This window comes from Brevibacterium sp. CBA3109, from assembly GCF_040256645.1.
Lineage (GTDB): Bacteria > Actinomycetota > Actinomycetes > Actinomycetales > Brevibacteriaceae > Brevibacterium > Brevibacterium koreense.
The window spans coordinates 1,931,892-1,949,443 of record NZ_CP158281.1; the positions used below are offsets into that span (position 1 = coordinate 1,931,892).

The window sequence follows — 17,552 nt, forward strand, 5'->3', positions numbered from 1 at the left end:
TTAGGCCTGTGCGACCGGGGAAGCGGACATGAGGTCGATGAAGCGATCGAACAGGTAGCTCGAATCGTGGGGACCGGCTGCGGCCTCCGGATGGAATTGGACGGAGAACGCGGGAATGTCGAGGCATCGGAGCCCTTCGACCACGTCATCGTTGAGGCACACGTGGGACACGCTCACGCGACCGAAGTTCGCATCATGCGGGGCCTGTGTCTCACCGTCTAGGGGTGCGTCGACGGCGAAGCCGTGGTTCTGCGAGGTGATCTCGACTTTGTCTGTGGTCCGGTCCATGACGGGAACGTTGATGCCGCGGTGGCCGAAGGGCAGTTTGTATGTGCCGAAGCCAAGGGCCCGGCCCAACAGCTGGTTGCCGAAGCAGATTCCGAAGAACGGGATCTTCGCGCCGAGGACCTGGCGGAGGAGCTCGACCTGAGCATCGGCGGTCGCCGGGTCACCGGGTCCGTTGGAGAAGAAGACTCCGTCGACTCCGAGTGCCTGGATCTGCGCGAAGCTCGTCGTCGCAGGTAGGAGGTGCACGTCGATGCCGCGTTCGCTCAGTCGTTCGGGGGTCATCGACTTGATGCCCAGGTCAAGGGCTGCGACGCTGAACTTCTTCTCGCCCACTGCGGGGATGAGCTGGGGCTCGGTGATCGAGACCTCTTCGGCAAGGTTCGCTCCGGCCATATGTGGAGAGGCCTGGACCTTGGCCAGCAGCTCATCGGCGTTGTTTCCGGCGGCCGCGCCGGAGAAGATGCCCATGCGCATGGCCCCTGCTTCGCGCAGGTGCAGGGTCAGAGCGCGGGTGTCGACGTCGCTGATGCCCACGATGCCTGAGTCTTCAAGGCGGGTGGACAGGTCGCCGATGGAGCGCCAGTTCGAGGACATGCGTGAGGCGTCGCGAACAACGTAACCGGCGACCCAGATCTTGCCCGATTCGTCGTCGTCATCGGTGGTTCCCGTGTTGCCGATGTGCGGTGCGGTCTGGATCACGATCTGACGGTGGTAGGACGGGTCGGTCAGGGTTTCCTGATAACCCGACATGGCGGTGACGAAGACAGCTTCGCCCAGGGTCTCACCGACAGCCCCGTAGGCGGAACCGCGGAAGGTGCGTCCGTCTTCGAGGACGAGGATGGCAGGTGTGGTGGACAGTCTCATTGTGCCTCTTCGATCATTTCGCGGATGCTCTCGACGGTGGGTGTGGTGCTGGCGGCGTAGCGCGCGCGGAAGCCGGTGTCGACGAGGGTCTCCCCCAGCCGCCAGGTGATGCGCACGATGCCGCCGCGTTCGACGAATTTGCCGATCATGCCGGCGGTGGTGTCGACGGAGACGATATCGCGTCGGGGAATCAGGAAGTCCTCACGCCCTGCCAGGTCCATGATCACGCCACCGTCGGTGACGACGATCTCTCCCGTGGTGCGGATACCGAGACCATGGACCGCGACTCTCTCAAGCGGATGTCCGGCCAAGGTCGTCGACACGTATGATCCCTCGACGGGATCCGCGACGGGGGTGATTCCCATATGCGGTTTCGCTGGCTGCGGCACCACTGCCTGGCTCTTCTTTCGTCGGCTCCAGCCCCAGGTGATCGCAAGGATCAGAAGGAGGAAGACGACTGCGATGATGATGACGCTCACTGATCTGTCCATGATGCTCCTGCCGGGTGGGGTGTGCCGAGCCGTCCGCCGGACAGCACCCGGTGGCCGTAGAAGAAGGTGTCGGTGATCGAGGTGGAGACCTCGAGCCCGGCAAAGGGATTGTTGCGCCCCTTCGTGGCATGGTCGGCGGGCACGATCGTGTGTGTCGAGGCGGGGTCGATGAGGACGATGTTCGCACTCGCGCCGACCTCGAGGCTGCCGTGTCCGGTTGCTCCGGTGATGCGTGCCGGAGCCTGGGACATGACACGCGCCAGGTCACCGTAGTCGAAATCGTAGTCGCGCATCGCCTCGACGACGATGGGCAGCGCCGTCTCCATGCCGACCATGCCCATGGCCGCAGCCGTCCACTCACTGCATTTGTGTTCCGCGGTGTGCGGGGCGTGGTCGGTGCCGATGACGTCGATCGTGCCGTCGGCCAGCGCCTCGCGCAGTGCGTTGACGTCGGCTTCGGTGCGCAGCGGCGGATTGACCTTGTAGACGGGATCGAAGCTGCGGACGAGCTCGTCGGTGAGCATCAGGTGATGCGGGGTGACCTCGGCGGTGATGTCGACTCCGCGGGACTTCGCCCAGCGGATGATGTCGACGCTGCCCTTGGTGGATACGTGACAGATGTGCAGACGCGAGCCCACGTGTTCGGCCAGGAGCATGTCACGGGCGATGATCGACTCCTCTGCGACGGCGGGCCAGCCGGGCAGCCCCAGTTCGGCAGAGACGACGCCCTCGTTCATCTGCGCCCCTTCGGTCAGGCGCGGTTCCTGGGCGTGCTGGGCGATGACTCCGTCGAAGGTCTTGACATATTCGAGGGCCCTGCGCATGAGCAGCGGGTCTGAGACGCAGATGCCATCGTCGGAGAAGATCCGGACTCGAGCGGCGGAGCGAGCCATGGCTCCGATTTCCGCGAGGTTCTTCCCTTCCAGGCCGAGGGTCACAGCTCCGATGGGTACGACTTCGGTGTAGCCGGCGGTGCGGCCGAGACGATGGACCTGCTCTACGACGCCTGCGGTGTCCGCGACCGGAGCAGTGTTCGCCATCGCATGAACGCAGGTGAACCCGCCCGAGGCGGCCGAGCGAGACCCGCTCAGGATCGTCTCAGCGTCCTCCTTTCCGGGCTCCCTCAGGTGCGTGTGCATGTCGACGAGCCCGGGCAGAGCGATGAGCCCGTCGGCGTTCGCGACCTCCACATCGCTGCCGTTGGGGTCGAGCAGTTCGGGGTCGACGATCGTTGAATCCTTGATCGCAATATCGCAGATTCCCTGGCCCAGCACATTCGCACCGCGGATCAGATAATCAGTCATTGGTCTCCTCCTGACCTGTCAAGAGGCGGTACAGGACCGCCATTCGCACGCTCACTCCGTTCTCGACCTGGTCGAGGATGAGGGCGCGCGGTGAGTCGGCGGCTGCCGCTGAGATCTCGAAACCGCGGTTCATCGGCCCCGGGTGCATGATGAATGTCTCCTTCGGCAGTCCGGCCAGCCGGCCTGCGGAAAGTCCCCACAGTCGTGCGTATTCGCGTTCGTTGGGGAAGAACGATTCGTGCATGCGCTCGTGCTGGACACGCAGCATCATCACGGCCGCGTACTCCTCACTGTGCAGCGCCTCGTCGAGGTCATAGTGCAGCGTCACCGGCCAGGTTTCGACACCCCATGGCAGCAGCGTCGGAGGTGCGACGAGGTGGACGTCGGCGCCGAGGCGGTCCAACAGATGGACATTCGAGCGGGCCACTCGAGAGTGGAGGACATCACCGACGATGGCGACTTTCGCCCCGTCGAGCCCGCGCCCACGCGGGCCGTCCTTGACAGCGCCCGAGGCGGAGAACCCGCCGAGGGCGCGACGCAGGGTGAAGGCATCGAGCAGCGCCTGTGTGGGGTGTTCGTGGGTGCCGTCGCCGGCATTGATGACGGGAACGTCGATCCAGCCGGTGTGGGCCAGGCGATGCGGGGTACCGGATCCGGCGTGGCGGACGACGAGCGCATCGGCTCCCATGGCGGAGATCGTCTGGATGGTGTCCTGCAGGCTTTCGCCCTTGGACACTGAGGATCCCTTGGCGGAGAAGTTCAGGACGTCGGCCGACAGTCTTTTGGCGGCGGCTTCGAAGGACAGGCGGGTCCGCGTCGAGTCCTCGAAGAAGAGATTGACCACGGTGCGTCCGCGTAGGACGGGCAGCTTCTTGACCTCACGATCGGAGACCTGAGTCATCTCTTCTGCGATGTCGAGAATCGAGATGGCTTCTTCCCGGCTCAGAGAGATGGTGTCGAGCAGGTGTTTCATTCGCGGCCTCCCGAGATCGTGACGCCGTCTTCACCGTCGATCTCGACCAAGGAGACGTTGACGCGCTCACTGCTGGAGGTGGGGAGGTTCTTCCCGACGTGATCGGCACGGATCGGCAGATCACGATGGCCCCGGTCAACGAGGACTGCCAGGCGCACCTTGGCCGGGCGGCCCAGATCTGAGAGCGCGTCGAGGGCTGCTCTGATCGTGCGTCCGGAGAAGAGCACATCGTCGACGAGGACGACGGTCTTGGCATCGATGCCGTCGGCAGGGATCGTGGTGGGTTCCGGGGCGCGGTAGGCGCCGCTGCGCAGATCGTCACGATACATCGTGATATCGAGGCTTCCGACGAGCTCGTCGGCCATCTCAGGTCGTCCGGAGATCGAGGCGATCTGCTCGCCCAGGCGAGTGGCCAGGGGAACCCCGCGGCGCGGGATCCCCAAGAGGACGAGGCCGTCGCTGCCTCTGTTGGACTCGATGATCTCGTGGGCGATACGGGTCATGGCCCGTTTCATATCTGGGGCATCGAGCACTGTTCGCTGTGTCATGCTTCCCCTTCTCCGCCTCTCCGGACGGTGGTTAAAGGAGTGGTTCGATTCGATTGTAGACCTCAGATGAGTGAGGTCGGTTCGCGGGTCCGGATTCCGGACCCGCGGACTCAGATCAAGGTCGGCTTGACGTCCAGAACGCGTGAGAGCAGGCCTGAGATGAAGCCTGGTGAGTCATCCGTTGAGAACTGCTTAGCCAAGGAGACTGCTTCGTCGATTGCGGCCTTGTCGGGCACCTCATCGTTGAAGAGGATCTCCCAGGTTCCGATCTGGAGCAGCGCCAGGTCGACGGCCGGCATCCGCTCCAGGGTCCAACCCTCCGCGTAGGTGGCGATGATCTCGTCGATCTCGACACGATGACCGGTGATTCCTTCGACGATCTCCACCGCGTAGGCCTTCATCGGATAGTCGGGGTCGTTGGACCGCATGGTCACGACCTGATCAGTGTCGAGGCGACGCTGTCCTGCCTCGAACATCAGTTCCAGGGCCCGACGGCGGGCCCGCGTTCGTGCTGACACTTACTTGACGCGACCCAGGTAGTCGCCATTGCGGGTATCGACCTTGACCTTGGTGCCCTCTTCGAGGAACAGCGGCACCTGGATGTCATAGCCGGTTTCCAGCGTTGCAGACTTGGATCCACCGGTCGAACGGTCGCCCTGCAGCCCTGGTTCGGTGTGGGTGATCAGCAGCTCGACTGAAGGTGGCAGTTCCACGGAGAGCGCGGTGCCCTCGTGGAAGGAGATCTGCAGGTTCTGGTTCTCGAGCATGTAGTTTGCGGCGTCGCCGACGAGGTCGGGCGAGACGCTGACCTGGTCGTAGTCCTCGGCGTCCATGAAGACGTAGTCGGTGCCGTCATGATAGAGGTACTGCATATCGCGACGGTCGACATTGGCTGTCTCGACCTTGGTGCCGGCATTGAAGGTCTTGTCGATGATCTTGCCGGAGATGACGTTCTTGAGCTTGGTGCGGACGAATGCCGGACCCTTGCCAGGCTTGACGTGCTGGAATTCCAGCACCTGCCACAACTGCTTGTCGATATTGAGCACAAGGCCGTTCTTCAGGTCGTTGGTTGAAGCCACTAATCCGTCCTTCTTCGTGTCAGTCTTGGCCACCGCGAGGTGATTCTGTGCGTCTGGCATTATCTGGCAGTTTCGCCAAACAGCAATTCTAGCAAGCTCCTGCAGGGGCTGCCATCTCAGGCCTGTCGCCCACCTTCCAAGCGACCAGACCTTCGGCCCGCGTCGCTGCGCCCAAGCTCCTCAGCCGCGCCGCTCAGCCCAGGCCTGTACCGAGCATGACCCGGGGTGAGTCCTCACCGATTTCCTGGTAGGCCGTGTGGAGAATCGAGACATCCGGGATCTCCACAGTCGCGGGTGCGCCCACCTCGCTGAGAAGCACCATCCGCAGCATGGAGCCGCGTGTCTTCTTGTCTCGCTTCATCGTCTCCAGCAGCTGCGGCCAGACATCGGCACGGTAGGCGATGGGCAGACCCAGCTTGGACAGCAACTCACGATGGAGGTCGACGATCTCCGGAGAGAGACTCTTGACCATCGCCGCCACCTCGGCGGCGAAGACCATTCCCACGGACACCGCAGCGCCGTGGCGCCACTGGTAGCGCTCTTTGTGCTCGATGGCGTGAGCCAGTGTGTGGCCGTAGTTGAGGATCTCGCGGCGTCCGGATTCCTTGAAGTCATCGGCGACGACCTCGGCCTTGACGGTTATGGCGCGTTCGATGAGCTCGCGCAGGACGGGACCGTCCACCTCGGCGATCTCAGCCTTCGAATGCCTGCTCACCAGATCCAGGATCGTGGGATCGGCGATGAAGCCGGTCTTGACCACCTCGGCGAGGCCGGTGAAGAGCTCGTTCTCCGGCAGCGTCTGCAGGGTGTCGAGGTCGACGAGGACACCCGAGGGCGCGTGGAAGGACCCGACGAGGTTCTTGCCCTCAGCGGTGTTGATGCCGGTCTTGCCTCCGATGGCCGCATCGACCATTCCGAGGACCGTGGTGGGAATGTGGATGACGGAGATTCCGCGCAGCCAGGTTGCGGCGACGAAGCCGCCGAGATCGGAGACGGCACCTCCACCGACTGTGATGATGGCGTCGGTGCGGGTGAAGTCACTCTGACCGAGGACCTGCCAGCAGAACGCGGCGACCTGCACATGTTTGGCTTCCTCGGCATCGGGGATCTCAGCCACAATCGCATCGAGACCAGTTGCGCGCAGGTCATCGCGGACCGTCTCCCCCGTCGTCCGCAGAGCCCGAGGATGGATGACGAGCACCTTTTCGACGCGGGGACCGAGGAGCTCGGGAAGTTCGCCCAGGAGACCTTGCCCCACGAGAACCGGATAGTTCCCGCCGGCTTCGACGTTGATGCGTGTGAGACTCATTCGTGCACTTTCCCCTTTGCTGCCTCCGGGCATGTCATGGCCGCGGTGGCTGAACTTACGAACCTGATGCGACCTCAAGCCTAACTCTCCGGATCGCGGCCCGAGTACTTGGCATACTCCTCGGCTCGCTGCAGGCCGGTGAGGACGTCGACGACGCGGTTGACGATGGTCGACGGATGCGAATTCGAGGCGTGGACTCGGAATGTGGCGACCTGATCATAGAGGGGTTCGCGCTCGTTCACGAGCGCCAACCAGTTCTCCATCGGGGTTCCTGCACCGCGCAGCAACGGTCTGTGCGGGGAGTTCAGCCGCGTCATGACGGTGTCGACGTCGATGTCGATGTGTACGACCTTGATCGCGGGATGACCCAGCTGGGCACGTGTGCCCGGATTGAGGATCGCGCCCCCGCCCAGGGACACGATGCCTGGGCGGTCGAGCAGACGCCGCAGGGCACGCCGGACGACCTCCCGTTCGATCCGACGGAAATGGTCCTCACCGCGTTCGACGAAGATCTCTGCGATGACGCCGTACTTGTCGACGATGTTCGCATCCGTGTCGATGAGCGGCAGATCGAGTCGATCAGCCAGAAGGCGGCCGATCGTGGATTTGCCGGCGGCAGGCGGCCCGGTCAGAACGATGCGTGACTGCGAGGCCGGGACCGGTTCCAGCGGTGGAACCGGTTTCGGGTGCGGGCGCTGTGTCATTGGCCGATGCGGAGGTTCTCCGGAATGGCGGCCACGTAGGCATCCAAGTTCCGTTTGGTCTCGGCTACGGAGTCTCCGCCGAACTTCTCCACCACTGCCTCGGCGAGGACAAGAGCAACCATCGCTTCGGCGACGACGCCGGAGGCCGGAACCGCGCACACGTCGGAGCGCTGGTGGTTGGCCTTGGCAGGATCACCGGTGGCGACGTCGACGGTCGCCAGAGCGCGGGGAACAGTGGCGATGGGCTTCATACCTGCCCGAACTCGCAGCGGACCGCCCGTCGACATTCCGCCTTCGGTGCCGCCGGCGCGATTGCTCACGCGCCGGATCCCATCATCACCCACGGCGAGCTCGTCGTGAGCTGCCGATCCGGGGCGCTTCGTGGTGAGGAAGCCATCTCCGACCTCGACGCCCTTGATCGCCTGAATGCCCATCAGGGCTCCGGCGAGTCGGGAGTCGAGCCGGCGGTCCCAGTGGACATGCGAACCCAGCCCAGGCGGCAGATCGTAGGCGAGGACCTCGACGACTCCCCCGAGCGTGTCACCGGCCTTCTTCGCCGCATCGATCTGCTCGACCATGCGCGCCGAGAGGGCGGGGTCGAAGCAGCGCACGGCATCAGCGTCGAGTGCGTCCACGTCGGATGCCAGTGGCAGGGAGGGCCCCGTCGCGGAGTCGGCGACATCTTCGGCGGTCCCGATCGCCACGGTGTGGGAGACGAGGGTGATGCCGAGCTCACGAAGGAAGTTCGCGGCGATGGTGCCCAGGGCCACACGCATAGCCGTTTCTCGCGCAGAGGCGCGTTCGAGAATCGGTCGTGCCTCGTCGAATGCGTACTTCTGCATGCCGACGATATCGGCGTGGCCCGGCCGCGGCCGGGTCAGCGGAGCGTTTCGTGCCTGACCGGCGAGTTCCTCCTCGTCGATCGGGTCGGCACTCATCACGGTCTCCCATTTGGGCCATTCCGTGTTCCCGACTTCAACCGCCACCGGTGAACCCAGTGTCTGACCGTGTCGGACTCCACCGAGGAGGCGAACCTCGTCGGCTTCGAACTTCATCCGTGCTCCACGGCCGTAGCCCAATCTGCGTCGAGCCAAGCTCGCGCGGATGTCTTCCCTGGCGATAGGAACGTGGGCGGGAAGCCCCTCAATGATCCCAGTCAGTGCTTCGCCGTGGGATTCGCCTGCAGTCAGCCATCTCAACATTCAACCGATTCTACAAAAGGTTTGGCGCAAGTACCGACCCGAACCACATTCCGGATAACATTGCGGGCCCGAATGCGATCGTCGTCGCGCTCAGACTGCGTTTCGCAGCGGCGGTCGCGAGGGCTGCGGTTCCGGCGATGAGCATCATGATGATGAAGACGAGCGCCGGTGCCCAGGCAGAGAACAGAGTGGGCACGCAGAACACGATGAAGGCGAGTTTGACGTCGCCGAGGCCCATTGTGCGCGCGTGCATCACTAGTCCGATCAGGTACAGGGCACCGAAGAACAGAACTCCGGTACCACCGGCGATGAGGCCGAGGCCCCAGATCGGGGACTCCCCCAGCAGTTGACCGAGAACGAGAGCGAGCAGTTCGAGACCGATGAGCGGATACACGATTCGATCCGGCAGCCGATGGACGACGATGTCGACGACAACGAGGAACGGTGTCGCTGCAGCGGCCGCACCCAGGCTCAGTGCCAGGAGAAGTCGGTCCATGGACCCGAACCCGGGCGCGGCGCCGGTGTCGGGGAAGAGCAGGGCGGCCGCAACTGCGAGGACGACGCCGAGGATCGCTAAGGGCAGGGGGCGGAAAAGGCGAGCTTTCGCAAGCACGGCGGCGTGCCCATCATCGGCTAACCACCAAGTCGGGCAGCGGGCCAGGAGAATGCCGACACCAGCGCTGATGACGGCCGTGGCAGCGATCGGCCACCCGTGGAGAACTCCGATGTCCACCCTCGCCCGCCTTTCCCGTCCTTCTTGTCAGTCGCCTGCCGGTCCCGCTTGGTCCTCGAGCGCGCGGTACATGGCCGCCGTGATCACAGCACGACGATCTGCATGCTGTGTGGGGCTGGCCTCGGCATCTGGTCCTTCGGCCGCGGCGATGAACATCTCCGACTGTGCCACGGCCTGTTCGACGAGCATCACCGTGCCTTCGACTGGGATGAGTCCATGTGATTCGGCTTGACGAAGGAAGCTGGACTCGGCTGCATAGGCGACGTCGAGGGCCACTCCGCTGCAGAAGTCAGGGGACCATTGCAGCTCGGGGACAGCCTCGGCGGGGAGGGTCGAGATGACGAGGCCGGAGGGTGCGATCAGTCTCAGCGGTGCGGTGTTCGCCGAGACCCCGAGCTGCTGGCTGAGTTCGAGGACCCGGTGGGCCCGATCAGGATTTCGCACGAGGAACTCGACCGTGGTGATGCCCAGTTCACGGCAGGCCAGCAGCGCCGAGGCAGCGGTCGCCCCGGCACCGAGGATGGTCGCCCTGTCAGCACCGTTGCTGTCGACGTTGCTCACACCTGCAGCCGCACCGAGACCACCGACCGTGGTCGGTATCGCAGCGGTGACAGCTGCTTCTCGACAGGTGTTGAGTCCTGGGGTCAACGCGCGCACGATTCCCTGCACGTCAGTGTTGGCCACCGACGTCACCCCATCGTTGCGAACCAGCGTGTTCGCCACTCCGGTCAGCCCGGCCGTGTCATCGACCTCCCACCCGTGGGTGAGCGCGAGCTGAACGAGCCGTTCCTTCAACGGCATCGTCAATGAGAACCCGATCTGGCCTCTGTGAGCTGCGAGAAAGGATTCGAGGTCTTCGGCGCCGAGGTCGAAGCTGGCGTAGTCGCTGCCGTCGAGGCCCAGAGCCTGGAACGCCGCACGATGAAGCAGCGGCGACTTGGAATGGGCGATCGGGCGACCGAGCACCGCAGCCGAGATCGTCATTTGTCGCCGCTGTCCTCTTCGTGCTCCTTGAGCCATTTCCGGTAGATCTTGACGTTCTTCTGATGCTCGTCGTAGGTTTTGGCGAACTTGGTTTCCCCAGTGTCCGGGTTCGTGGCCACGAAGAACTGCCAATCGCCCTTGGACGGGTTGAGCGCGGCGTCGACGGCTCCGGAACTGGGCGAATTGATCGGCCCCGGGGGCAACCCCTTCTTCTTGTACGTGTTGTACGGGCTGTCGGACTCGCGTTCCTTCTTCGTCGTCGTCAGGTCGCTGCGGGCACCGTGGATATAGGCCACTGTCGCATCGGATTGGAGCAGTTTGCCGGTCCTCGAATCCTCTGAAATGCGGTTGAGGAAGACCCGTGCCACCTTCTTCCGAACCTTTTCGTCACCGGGTGATTCGATTTCGACCAAGCTTGCCAGGGTCATGATTCGATTTGCGTCTTCGAGATCGATGCCAGCGTTCTCAATCTCCAGCTTCGTCTTGGCGACCATCTTGGACACGACGTCCTCGGCGGTCTTGTCTTTGTTAAGGTCGTAGGTCGCCGGATACAGATACCCTTCGAGGCAGGGGGCATCAACGTCGAGGCCGTAGTCTTTGGGAGTCTTGTCATCGATGGCTTTGTCGACCGCTTCGGCCTTCATTCCCGACTCGACCATCGCGGATTTGATCTGATCGATCTTGCGGCCCTCGGCGATCGTGATCGTGGGAGGTTTGATCGGATTGACGATCGCTTCCACCGCAGCCTTAGAGCTCATCTTCTCGCGCAGGATGATCGGTCCGGCCTGAATCGTGACATCGCGACGTTCGACCTCGTCGAGGAACGGTTCGGAGTTCATGATCACCCCGGCTTCGACGAGCTGGTTGGCCACGGAGCGGGCCGAGGCTCCCGGCGGGATCTCAACCGAGACCTCGCTGGTGCCGGCGCCGTCGTAGTCGCCTTTGGGACCGAACAGGTCTTGAAAGACTCCGCTTGCGGCTCTGACGCCGAAGAACCCGCCGATGCCGAAGACGAGCACGCAGATGACGACGATGGCCGTCGTCCGCCGCCTGCGCAGCATCCGTCGGTGCTTCTTTGCTTTGAGATCGGACCGCGACAGCCCTTCGTCCTCCGAGAACTCGCCTGGGAACGGGCTCATTGCTCACTCTCTTCGTCGGGCATGCCTCGACCGGCTGGCTCACCGGTGTTGTGTTCGAATTCGAGGGCATTCTGCAAAATGATCACGGCGGCCTGGGCATCGACGATCTCACGGCGTTGACGCGAGTTCTTCCCTGCAGCTGCCAGAGCGTGGTGGGCTTCGACCGTGGTGAAGCGCTCATCGACGAGACGGATGGGTGTCGACGTGGCGACGCTGATCCGCCTGGCGAACTCAAGCGCGGTGGCCGCCGCTGCCCGGGCCGCTCCATCGAGGGATTTCGGGTCGCCGATGAGCAGTTCGATCGGTTCGTATTCGTCGATGATCTCCCGCAGTGCCCTCAGCGCAGCGGGTTCGTCGGTCCGCCGGACCACGGTCAGCGGCGTGGCGAGGATGCCATCAGGGTCGCTGCTGGCGACCCCGATACGCACCGAGCCGATGTCGAGGCCCACACGTCGGCCTCGGCGAAAACTCACTGGAGAGCTGCCTTGACCGCTGCGATGGCAGAGGGGATCGCAGAGACATCGCTGCCGCCGCCCTGAGCGAGGTCGGGTTTGCCCCCTCCACCACCGCCGAGTTCACCGCAGGCCAGGGAGACAAGTTTGCCGGCCTGGTGCCCCTCGTCGCGTGACGAGGCAGTCGTGGCGACCACGACGACGGGTTTTCCATTGCTGGTCCCAATGCCCAGGACCACGGCGGAGCGTTCGGAGACTCGGCCGCGCAGGTCGGTGACGACTGTACGGATGTCTCCTGGGTTTGAGACCTCGCCGAGTTCGGCGACGACGAACAGGGTTGATCCCACGGTTTCGGCGTTGTCGAGGAACTTTCCGGCCGAGGCTAAGAGCTGCTGGGAGTTCAGACGGGCGATCTCCTTCTCCGCGTCCTTGAGCTTGCTCATCAGATCCCCGACGCGTTCGCGCACATCGGTTCCCGGTACCTTGAGCATGTCTGACAACGAGGAGACGATGCTGCGTTCCGCGGCCAGTGAACGGAAGGCATCCATTCCGACTGCAGCCTCGATGCGGCGTACGCCTGAGCCCACGGAGGCTTCGGAGAGCACGGAGATCGGCCCCACCTCGGACGAGGCACCGACGTGGGTGCCGCCGCAGAGTTCTCGGGAGAAGGGTCCGCCGATGTCGACGACGCGCACGATGTTCGGGTATTTCTCGCCGAAGAGCGCCATCGCACCGGACTTCCTGGCGTCCTCGAACGGCAGGAACTCGGTGCCGACCTCATAGTTCGAGCGAACGGCGAGGTTGGCGACGTCTTCGATCTCGGCCCGCATCTGCGGGCTCGGGGCTTCGGGGAACGAATAGTCGAAGCGCATGTAGCCTGGCTGGTTCATCGAGCCGGCCTGGACAGCGTGAGTGCCGAGGATCTCACGCAGAGCGGCGTGGACGAGGTGTGTGGCGGTGTGCGCCTGCGAACCCTGGAACCGGTGGTCGTGGTCGACGACGGCCAGGACCTCAGCCCCGACGCGGATCTCACCGTCGATGACTTCCACCCTGTGTGCGGGGAGTCCCTTGATGGGATTCTGCACGTCGAGGACACGAGCACTGAATCCATGTCCCTTGATCAGCCCGATATCGGCGCGCTGTCCGCCCGCCTCGGCGTAGAACGGAGTCAGATCGAGGATGAGGTCGGCGGTCTGACCCGGTGTCAGGACTTCCTGGGCGAGCCCGTCGACGACGATTCCGCGCACCCGGGAGTCAGCTTCGAGCCTGTCGTAGCCGACGAATTCGGAGGCACCGTCTTCAAGCAGAGCCGAGTAGGCAGAGAGGTCGGCATGTCCGCCGCCCTTCTTCGCCTTCGCATCGGCCTTCGCACGGGTCCGCTGCTCACTCATGAGGGCACGGAAACCCTCCTCGTCGACGTGGACGCCCTGTTCGGAAGCCATCTCAAGCGTCAGGTCGATGGGGAATCCATGGGTGTCGTGCAGTGCGAACGCAACGTCTCCGCTGATGGTCTTGTCAGACTCGGGCAGCGAGGCGGCAGCGTTCTGGAACAGCTGCGTGCCGGACTCCAGGGTCCGCAGGAAGGCCTTCTCCTCGGCATAGGCGATGCGAGAGATGCGATCGAAGTCGGTCTCCAGCTCCGGATAGGAGAGTTTCATCGATTCCATCGACACCGGCAGCAGTTCAGGCAGGACCTCGCTGGTCACGCCGAGGAGGCGCATCGCACGCACAGCCCGGCGCAGGAGGCGACGGAGGATGTAGCCGCGGCCTTCGTTGCCGGGACGCACACCGTCGCCGATGATGATGAGCGAGGAGCGCACGTGGTCGGCCACGACGCGCATCTGCACGTCGGCCTCGTGATCGGCACCGTAGCGGTGACCCGAGAGCCGGCTGGCGGCTTCGATGACGGGGAAGACTTCGTCGATTTCGTACATGTTCTCGACACCCTGGAGCAGGAAGGCGACACGTTCGAGGCCCATGCCTGTGTCGATGTTCTTCGCGGGGAGGTCGCCGGCGATGTCGAAGTCGACCTTGGAGCGGACCTCGCTGAGTTCGAATTCCATGAACACGAGGTTCCAGATCTCGATGTAGCGGTCCTCATCGGCCACGGGCCCGCCTTCGATGCCGTAGTCCGGGCCACGGTCGAAGTAGATCTCGGAGCAGTAGCCTCCGGGGCCAGGCTGTCCGGTGTGCCAGAAGTTGTCTTCGTTGTCCCGCGGCTGAATGCGCTCACGTGGAATCGAGGTCTCCTGCAGCCACAGGTCGATGGTCTCGATGTCGTCCTCATGGACCGTTGCCCACAGGAGGTTCTTGTCGAAGCCGAGCCCGCCGTCGTCCACGGAGTTCGTCAGCAGACCCCAGGCAAAGCGGATGGCTTCGCGCTTGAAGTAGTCGCCGAAGGAGAAGTTGCCATTCATCTGGAAGAAGGTGCCGTGGCGGGTGGTCTTGCCGACCTCTTCGATGTCGCCGGTGCGCACACACTTCTGCACGCTCGTAGCGCGATTGAACGGGGCAGGCTCCCGACCGGTGAGATACGGGATGAACTGCACCATTCCCGCGATGTTGAACAGGATCGATGGATCGGAGCTGATCACCGACGCTGAGGGGACGACTGCGTGCCCATTCGCTTCGAAGTAGTCCAACCAGCGCTGTTTGATCTCTGCCGTCTTCATCCAAGGCCTTTCACATGTTGCGTGTGCACTCTTGCACTCATCAGTGATTAGTTTAGTGGCTCATCCACATTATGCGAGGTGCCGACGCTGCGCGCCGCCGACCCGCGGGTGAATGCACAACTGCCCGGAACTCGACGTTCCGGGCAGTTGATGCCGTGCGATCCCGCTGGGGTGATCAGCGCGAGTAGTGCTCGACGACCAGCTGAACGTCGACGGTCACAGGAACCTCTTCGCGCTTAGGGCGACGAAGCAGGGTGGTCTGCAGACCTTCGAGGTTGACGTTGAGGTAACCCGGGACTGCAGGGAGAACATCCTTGTGTCCACCGGCTGCGGCGACCTGGAACGGATCCATCGACGCACTCCTGGTGTGGACCTGGATGGTCTGTCCTTCCTTCACGCGGAATGAAGGACGATCGACGCGCTGGCCGTCAACGGTGATGTGACGGTGCACGACGAACTGACGCGCCTGGGCGATGGTCCGGGCAAAGCCCGAACGCAGCACCAGTGCGTCGAGACGCATTTCGAGGAGCTCGACCATGGTCTCACCGGTCAGACCGGAGAGACGGCTGGACTCCTTGTAGATCTTGAGCATCTGAGCTTCGCGGATGCCGTACTGGGCGCGAAGACGCTGCTTCTCCTTGAGGCGGACCGAGTAGTCGCTGTCATTGCGACGACGTGCACGGCCGTGCTCGCCTGGAGGATACGGGCGACGCTCGAAGTACTTCTCCGCCTTCGGAGTCAGCGGCATGCCGAGGGCGCGCGAGACGCGCGTCATCCGGCGGTTACGTGCTGGTGCTGGCACAGTATTACCTTTCATCAATATGGTGTGTCTCGACCGGCCATGGGTTCTCGCCCTAGTCGACACGGTTGTTTCCCTGGATGGGAAAGAGGGATTGAGCGTCGAGATCCGCTCGCACCGACCGCCTTTAGCGTGCAGGCACAACAGCAACCTATCTTAGCGGAAGCCGGCGGCCGGGCGCAACGCGAGCCCCGCGGGCTCGGCGAGCAGATTCGTGCTGGGAAGATCATCGCCCCAGAGCAATTCGGCAGCCGTCTCATGGCAGCACGCAGAGGGCCACTCCCAATGCCGGGTCACAGGTCAGCCGCCCGTGTGATCAGCATCGCTGCCGGGTCCCCTGCCCGTCGGCGGACGCATTGCCGCGTCGGCGACAGCGGCACCCGAACCGCCGTAGATGTTGACGACGGAATGAACACCCGCATCGGTGAAATGGCTGGCCTGGTCCTGGCGCTGCACGACTGCGGCGATGGTGCCGTCGAACCCCGCGATCCGCAGCTGTTCGAGGGCGAAGGTGTTCGAATCGTGGATCGCCATGGCCAGGATGACTGTACGCGCGGTGCCGCCGACCACCAGGCGGTGCCAGAATTCGTGATCTGTGGCGTCGCCCTCGAGGACGTTGAACTTCTCCCTCTTCAGTTCCCCCACCAAGAGATGGTCGTTGTCGATGCCGATGACGCTCAGGCCTCCTCGGTTGACCAGACGCTCGTAGGCTCCGCGACCGATGCGTCCCATGCCCAGCACCACCACCTCGGCGTCACCAGTGTCGATCGGACGGTCTGTGGGCCGCAGTCGGGCTTCGTTCTCCTCCGGCAGGATCTCGTCGAGGCGGGCCACGACCTGAAGGCTGTAGGCATTGGCCAACGAGGAGATGATCATGCTGATGGCGACGGCCAGAGCGGTGACAGTCAACCAGTTGTGCGCGAATACACCGTTGCCCACGCCGACTGCGACGACGATGAGCGCGAATTCGGAGAAGTTGCTCAAAGCCAGGCTGGTGCGGATGCTCGTGCGGTTGCGCAGACCGAAGAGGCGGCCCAACAGGTAGAAGCTGAGGAAATTGAAGGGGATGAGGACCACACACAGGATCAGAGCCAGAGCCAGGTCGGTCCAGGTCGGCACCGCCTGGAGGCCGATGACGACGAAGAATGCGACGAGGAAGAGCTCCTTGACGCTGAACAGAGATTTGGACAGTTCATTGGACCTGGGATGGGTGGCGAAGAGCAGGCCCATCGCCAGGGCGCCGAGGTCTCCGTGGATGCCCACGGATTCGAAAGCGACGTATCCGGGCCCCAGCGCTGTGACCACGCCGAAGAGCACGAGCAGTTCGCCACGTCCGACCCGATCGAGGATGCGCCGCAGCACCCATGCCGCGGGAATCAGAAGGACCAGCGCGAACGCCCAGAGACTCGGCGGCTCCTCCCCCGCGACGGTGATGAACGCGACCGCGGCGAGGTCTTGGAAGACGAGGATGGCGATGGCGATCTGACCATAGTACGAACCGTCGTCGGAGCGCTCTTCGAGCACCTTGACCACAAGCACTGTGGAGGAGAATGAGAGCGCGAAGCCGAGCAGTCCCATGGTTCCCAACCCACCGTCGAGAGTGACGATTCCGATGACCGCCGAGAGCCCGATCGTGCCTGCACCGACGAGGACACTCGTGAGCATGTGGAGGGCAGCAGTGCCATAGGCCTCGGGTTGGAGCAAAGATCGCAGGTCGAATTTCAGCCCAATGGTGAAGAGGAGAAGAACCACGCCCAGATCGGAGACCTGCTCGAGGCCCTCAAAGGCAGGGGCGCCGAGGACGTGGAGCAGGAATCCGGCGCCGAGGAAGCCGACGAGCGGAGGAATGCGCAGCTCATAGGCGAGCATGCCCAGTACGAGTGCGACCGCGATGGTGACGATGATGTCCTGCACGTCGGACCTCCTCAGCGTTTCCGGCGCTGCCTTCCTGACCCTGGCTGCGGCGCTCATTCTTCCTGTGCACAAAGCTACCGTGTTCCAGAGTTCAAAG

17 protein-coding genes are annotated in these 17,552 nt (G+C 63.7%); all 17 read right to left on the reverse strand.

Translation table 11 applies throughout. The annotated features are described in order from the left end of the window. The 17 genes from carA to AAFP32_RS09070 all read right to left on the reverse strand — a co-directional run bounded on the left by carA (position 1) and on the right by AAFP32_RS09070 (position 17,512). Positions 1 to 1,152, reverse strand: coding sequence for a glutamine-hydrolyzing carbamoyl-phosphate synthase small subunit (gene carA / locus AAFP32_RS08990; protein WP_350268844.1), 1,152 nt, complete (start codon positions 1,150 to 1,152; stop codon positions 1 to 3). Next, positions 1,149 to 1,643: a hypothetical protein gene (locus AAFP32_RS08995; RefSeq protein ID WP_350268845.1), complete on the reverse strand. Its 495-nt coding sequence runs from the start codon at positions 1,641 to 1,643 to the stop codon at positions 1,149 to 1,151. The genes carA and AAFP32_RS08995 overlap by 4 nt, the downstream gene beginning before the upstream one ends. Next, complete coding sequence (locus tag AAFP32_RS09000; RefSeq protein ID WP_350268846.1) at positions 1,628 to 2,947, reverse strand: dihydroorotase; 1,320 nt, start codon at positions 2,945 to 2,947, stop codon at positions 1,628 to 1,630. The genes AAFP32_RS08995 and AAFP32_RS09000 overlap by 16 nt, the downstream gene beginning before the upstream one ends. Continuing rightward, a complete protein-coding gene (locus AAFP32_RS09005) occupies positions 2,940 to 3,920 on the reverse strand; it encodes an aspartate carbamoyltransferase catalytic subunit (RefSeq protein ID WP_350268847.1) in 981 nt (326 codons plus the stop codon). Before AAFP32_RS09005 ends, AAFP32_RS09000 begins: the two co-directional genes overlap by 8 nt. Further along, positions 3,917 to 4,468, reverse strand: coding sequence for a bifunctional pyr operon transcriptional regulator/uracil phosphoribosyltransferase PyrR (gene pyrR / locus AAFP32_RS09010; protein ID WP_350268848.1), 552 nt, complete (start codon positions 4,466 to 4,468; stop codon positions 3,917 to 3,919). The genes AAFP32_RS09005 and pyrR overlap by 4 nt, the downstream gene beginning before the upstream one ends. Before the next feature lie 110 nt (positions 4,469 to 4,578). Further along, positions 4,579 to 4,986: a transcription antitermination factor NusB gene (gene nusB, locus AAFP32_RS09015; protein ID WP_101641547.1), complete on the reverse strand. Its 408-nt coding sequence runs from the start codon at positions 4,984 to 4,986 to the stop codon at positions 4,579 to 4,581. Beyond that, positions 4,987 to 5,547, reverse strand: a complete 561-nt coding sequence (gene efp, locus AAFP32_RS09020; RefSeq protein ID WP_350268849.1) for an elongation factor P — start codon at positions 5,545 to 5,547, stop codon at positions 4,987 to 4,989. A 193-nt stretch (positions 5,548 to 5,740) separates the two neighbouring features. Beyond that, a complete protein-coding gene (gene aroB / locus AAFP32_RS09025) occupies positions 5,741 to 6,856 on the reverse strand; it encodes a 3-dehydroquinate synthase (RefSeq protein WP_350268850.1) in 1,116 nt (371 codons plus the stop codon). A gap of 80 nt (positions 6,857 to 6,936) precedes the next feature. Next, positions 6,937 to 7,560, reverse strand: coding sequence for a shikimate kinase (locus AAFP32_RS09030; protein WP_350268851.1), 624 nt, complete (start codon positions 7,558 to 7,560; stop codon positions 6,937 to 6,939). Next, positions 7,557 to 8,762 (reverse strand): chorismate synthase, encoded by a 1,206-nt coding sequence (gene aroC / locus AAFP32_RS09035; protein ID WP_350268852.1) that lies wholly within the window; start codon positions 8,760 to 8,762, stop codon positions 7,557 to 7,559. Before aroC ends, AAFP32_RS09030 begins: the two co-directional genes overlap by 4 nt. Positions 8,763 to 8,772: 10 nt before the next feature. Then, entirely contained in the window at positions 8,773 to 9,495 is a 723-nt protein-coding gene (locus AAFP32_RS09040) for a hypothetical protein (RefSeq protein WP_350268853.1), read from the reverse strand. 27 nt (positions 9,496 to 9,522) lie between these two features. Further along, positions 9,523 to 10,479, reverse strand: coding sequence for a shikimate dehydrogenase (locus AAFP32_RS09045; protein WP_350268854.1), 957 nt, complete (start codon positions 10,477 to 10,479; stop codon positions 9,523 to 9,525). Further along, positions 10,476 to 11,618 carry an endolytic transglycosylase MltG gene (mltG, locus tag AAFP32_RS09050; protein WP_350268855.1) on the reverse strand — a complete coding sequence of 381 codons (1,143 nt, stop codon included), beginning with the start codon at positions 11,616 to 11,618 and terminating at the stop codon, positions 10,476 to 10,478. The genes AAFP32_RS09045 and mltG overlap by 4 nt, the downstream gene beginning before the upstream one ends. Beyond that, positions 11,615 to 12,091, reverse strand: coding sequence for a Holliday junction resolvase RuvX (ruvX, locus tag AAFP32_RS09055; RefSeq protein ID WP_350268856.1), 477 nt, complete (start codon positions 12,089 to 12,091; stop codon positions 11,615 to 11,617). Before ruvX ends, mltG begins: the two co-directional genes overlap by 4 nt. Continuing rightward, positions 12,088 to 14,742 carry an alanine--tRNA ligase gene (gene alaS, locus AAFP32_RS09060; protein WP_350268857.1) on the reverse strand — a complete coding sequence of 885 codons (2,655 nt, stop codon included), beginning with the start codon at positions 14,740 to 14,742 and terminating at the stop codon, positions 12,088 to 12,090. The genes ruvX and alaS overlap by 4 nt, the downstream gene beginning before the upstream one ends. Positions 14,743 to 14,917: 175 nt before the next feature. Next, positions 14,918 to 15,517: a 30S ribosomal protein S4 gene (gene rpsD, locus AAFP32_RS09065; RefSeq protein WP_180957260.1), complete on the reverse strand. Its 600-nt coding sequence runs from the start codon at positions 15,515 to 15,517 to the stop codon at positions 14,918 to 14,920. A gap of 324 nt (positions 15,518 to 15,841) precedes the next feature. Then, entirely contained in the window at positions 15,842 to 17,512 is a 1,671-nt protein-coding gene (locus AAFP32_RS09070) for a cation:proton antiporter family protein (protein ID WP_350268858.1), read from the reverse strand. Between the last annotated feature and the right edge of the window lie 40 nt (positions 17,513 to 17,552).

What these genes read in the sequence shown, in the direction of transcription:
- AAFP32_RS09070 (WP_350268858.1), bottom strand. Translation starts at nt 17,512, where the DNA reads ATGAGCGCCGCAGCCAGGGTCAGGAAGGCAGCGCCGGAAACGCTGAGG.
- AAFP32_RS09045 (WP_350268854.1), bottom strand. Translation starts at nt 10,479, where the DNA reads ATGACGATCTCGGCTGCGGTGCTCGGTCGCCCGATCGCCCATTCCAAG.
- alaS (WP_350268857.1), bottom strand. Translation starts at nt 14,742, where the DNA reads ATGAAGACGGCAGAGATCAAACAGCGCTGGTTGGACTACTTCGAAGCG.
- carA (WP_350268844.1), bottom strand. Translation starts at nt 1,152, where the DNA reads ATGAGACTGTCCACCACACCTGCCATCCTCGTCCTCGAAGACGGACGC.
- AAFP32_RS09030 (WP_350268851.1), bottom strand. Translation starts at nt 7,560, where the DNA reads ATGACACAGCGCCCGCACCCGAAACCGGTTCCACCGCTGGAACCGGTC.
- AAFP32_RS09000 (WP_350268846.1), bottom strand. Translation starts at nt 2,947, where the DNA reads ATGACTGATTATCTGATCCGCGGTGCGAATGTGCTGGGCCAGGGAATC.
- mltG (WP_350268855.1), bottom strand. Translation starts at nt 11,618, where the DNA reads ATGAGCCCGTTCCCAGGCGAGTTCTCGGAGGACGAAGGGCTGTCGCGG.
- aroC (WP_350268852.1), bottom strand. Translation starts at nt 8,762, where the DNA reads ATGTTGAGATGGCTGACTGCAGGCGAATCCCACGGCGAAGCACTGACT.
- pyrR (WP_350268848.1), bottom strand. Translation starts at nt 4,468, where the DNA reads ATGACACAGCGAACAGTGCTCGATGCCCCAGATATGAAACGGGCCATG.
- AAFP32_RS08995 (WP_350268845.1), bottom strand. Translation starts at nt 1,643, where the DNA reads ATGGACAGATCAGTGAGCGTCATCATCATCGCAGTCGTCTTCCTCCTT.
- rpsD (WP_180957260.1), bottom strand. Translation starts at nt 15,517, where the DNA reads ATGACGCGCGTCTCGCGCGCCCTCGGCATGCCGCTGACTCCGAAGGCG.
- aroB (WP_350268850.1), bottom strand. Translation starts at nt 6,856, where the DNA reads ATGAGTCTCACACGCATCAACGTCGAAGCCGGCGGGAACTATCCGGTT.
- AAFP32_RS09005 (WP_350268847.1), bottom strand. Translation starts at nt 3,920, where the DNA reads ATGAAACACCTGCTCGACACCATCTCTCTGAGCCGGGAAGAAGCCATC.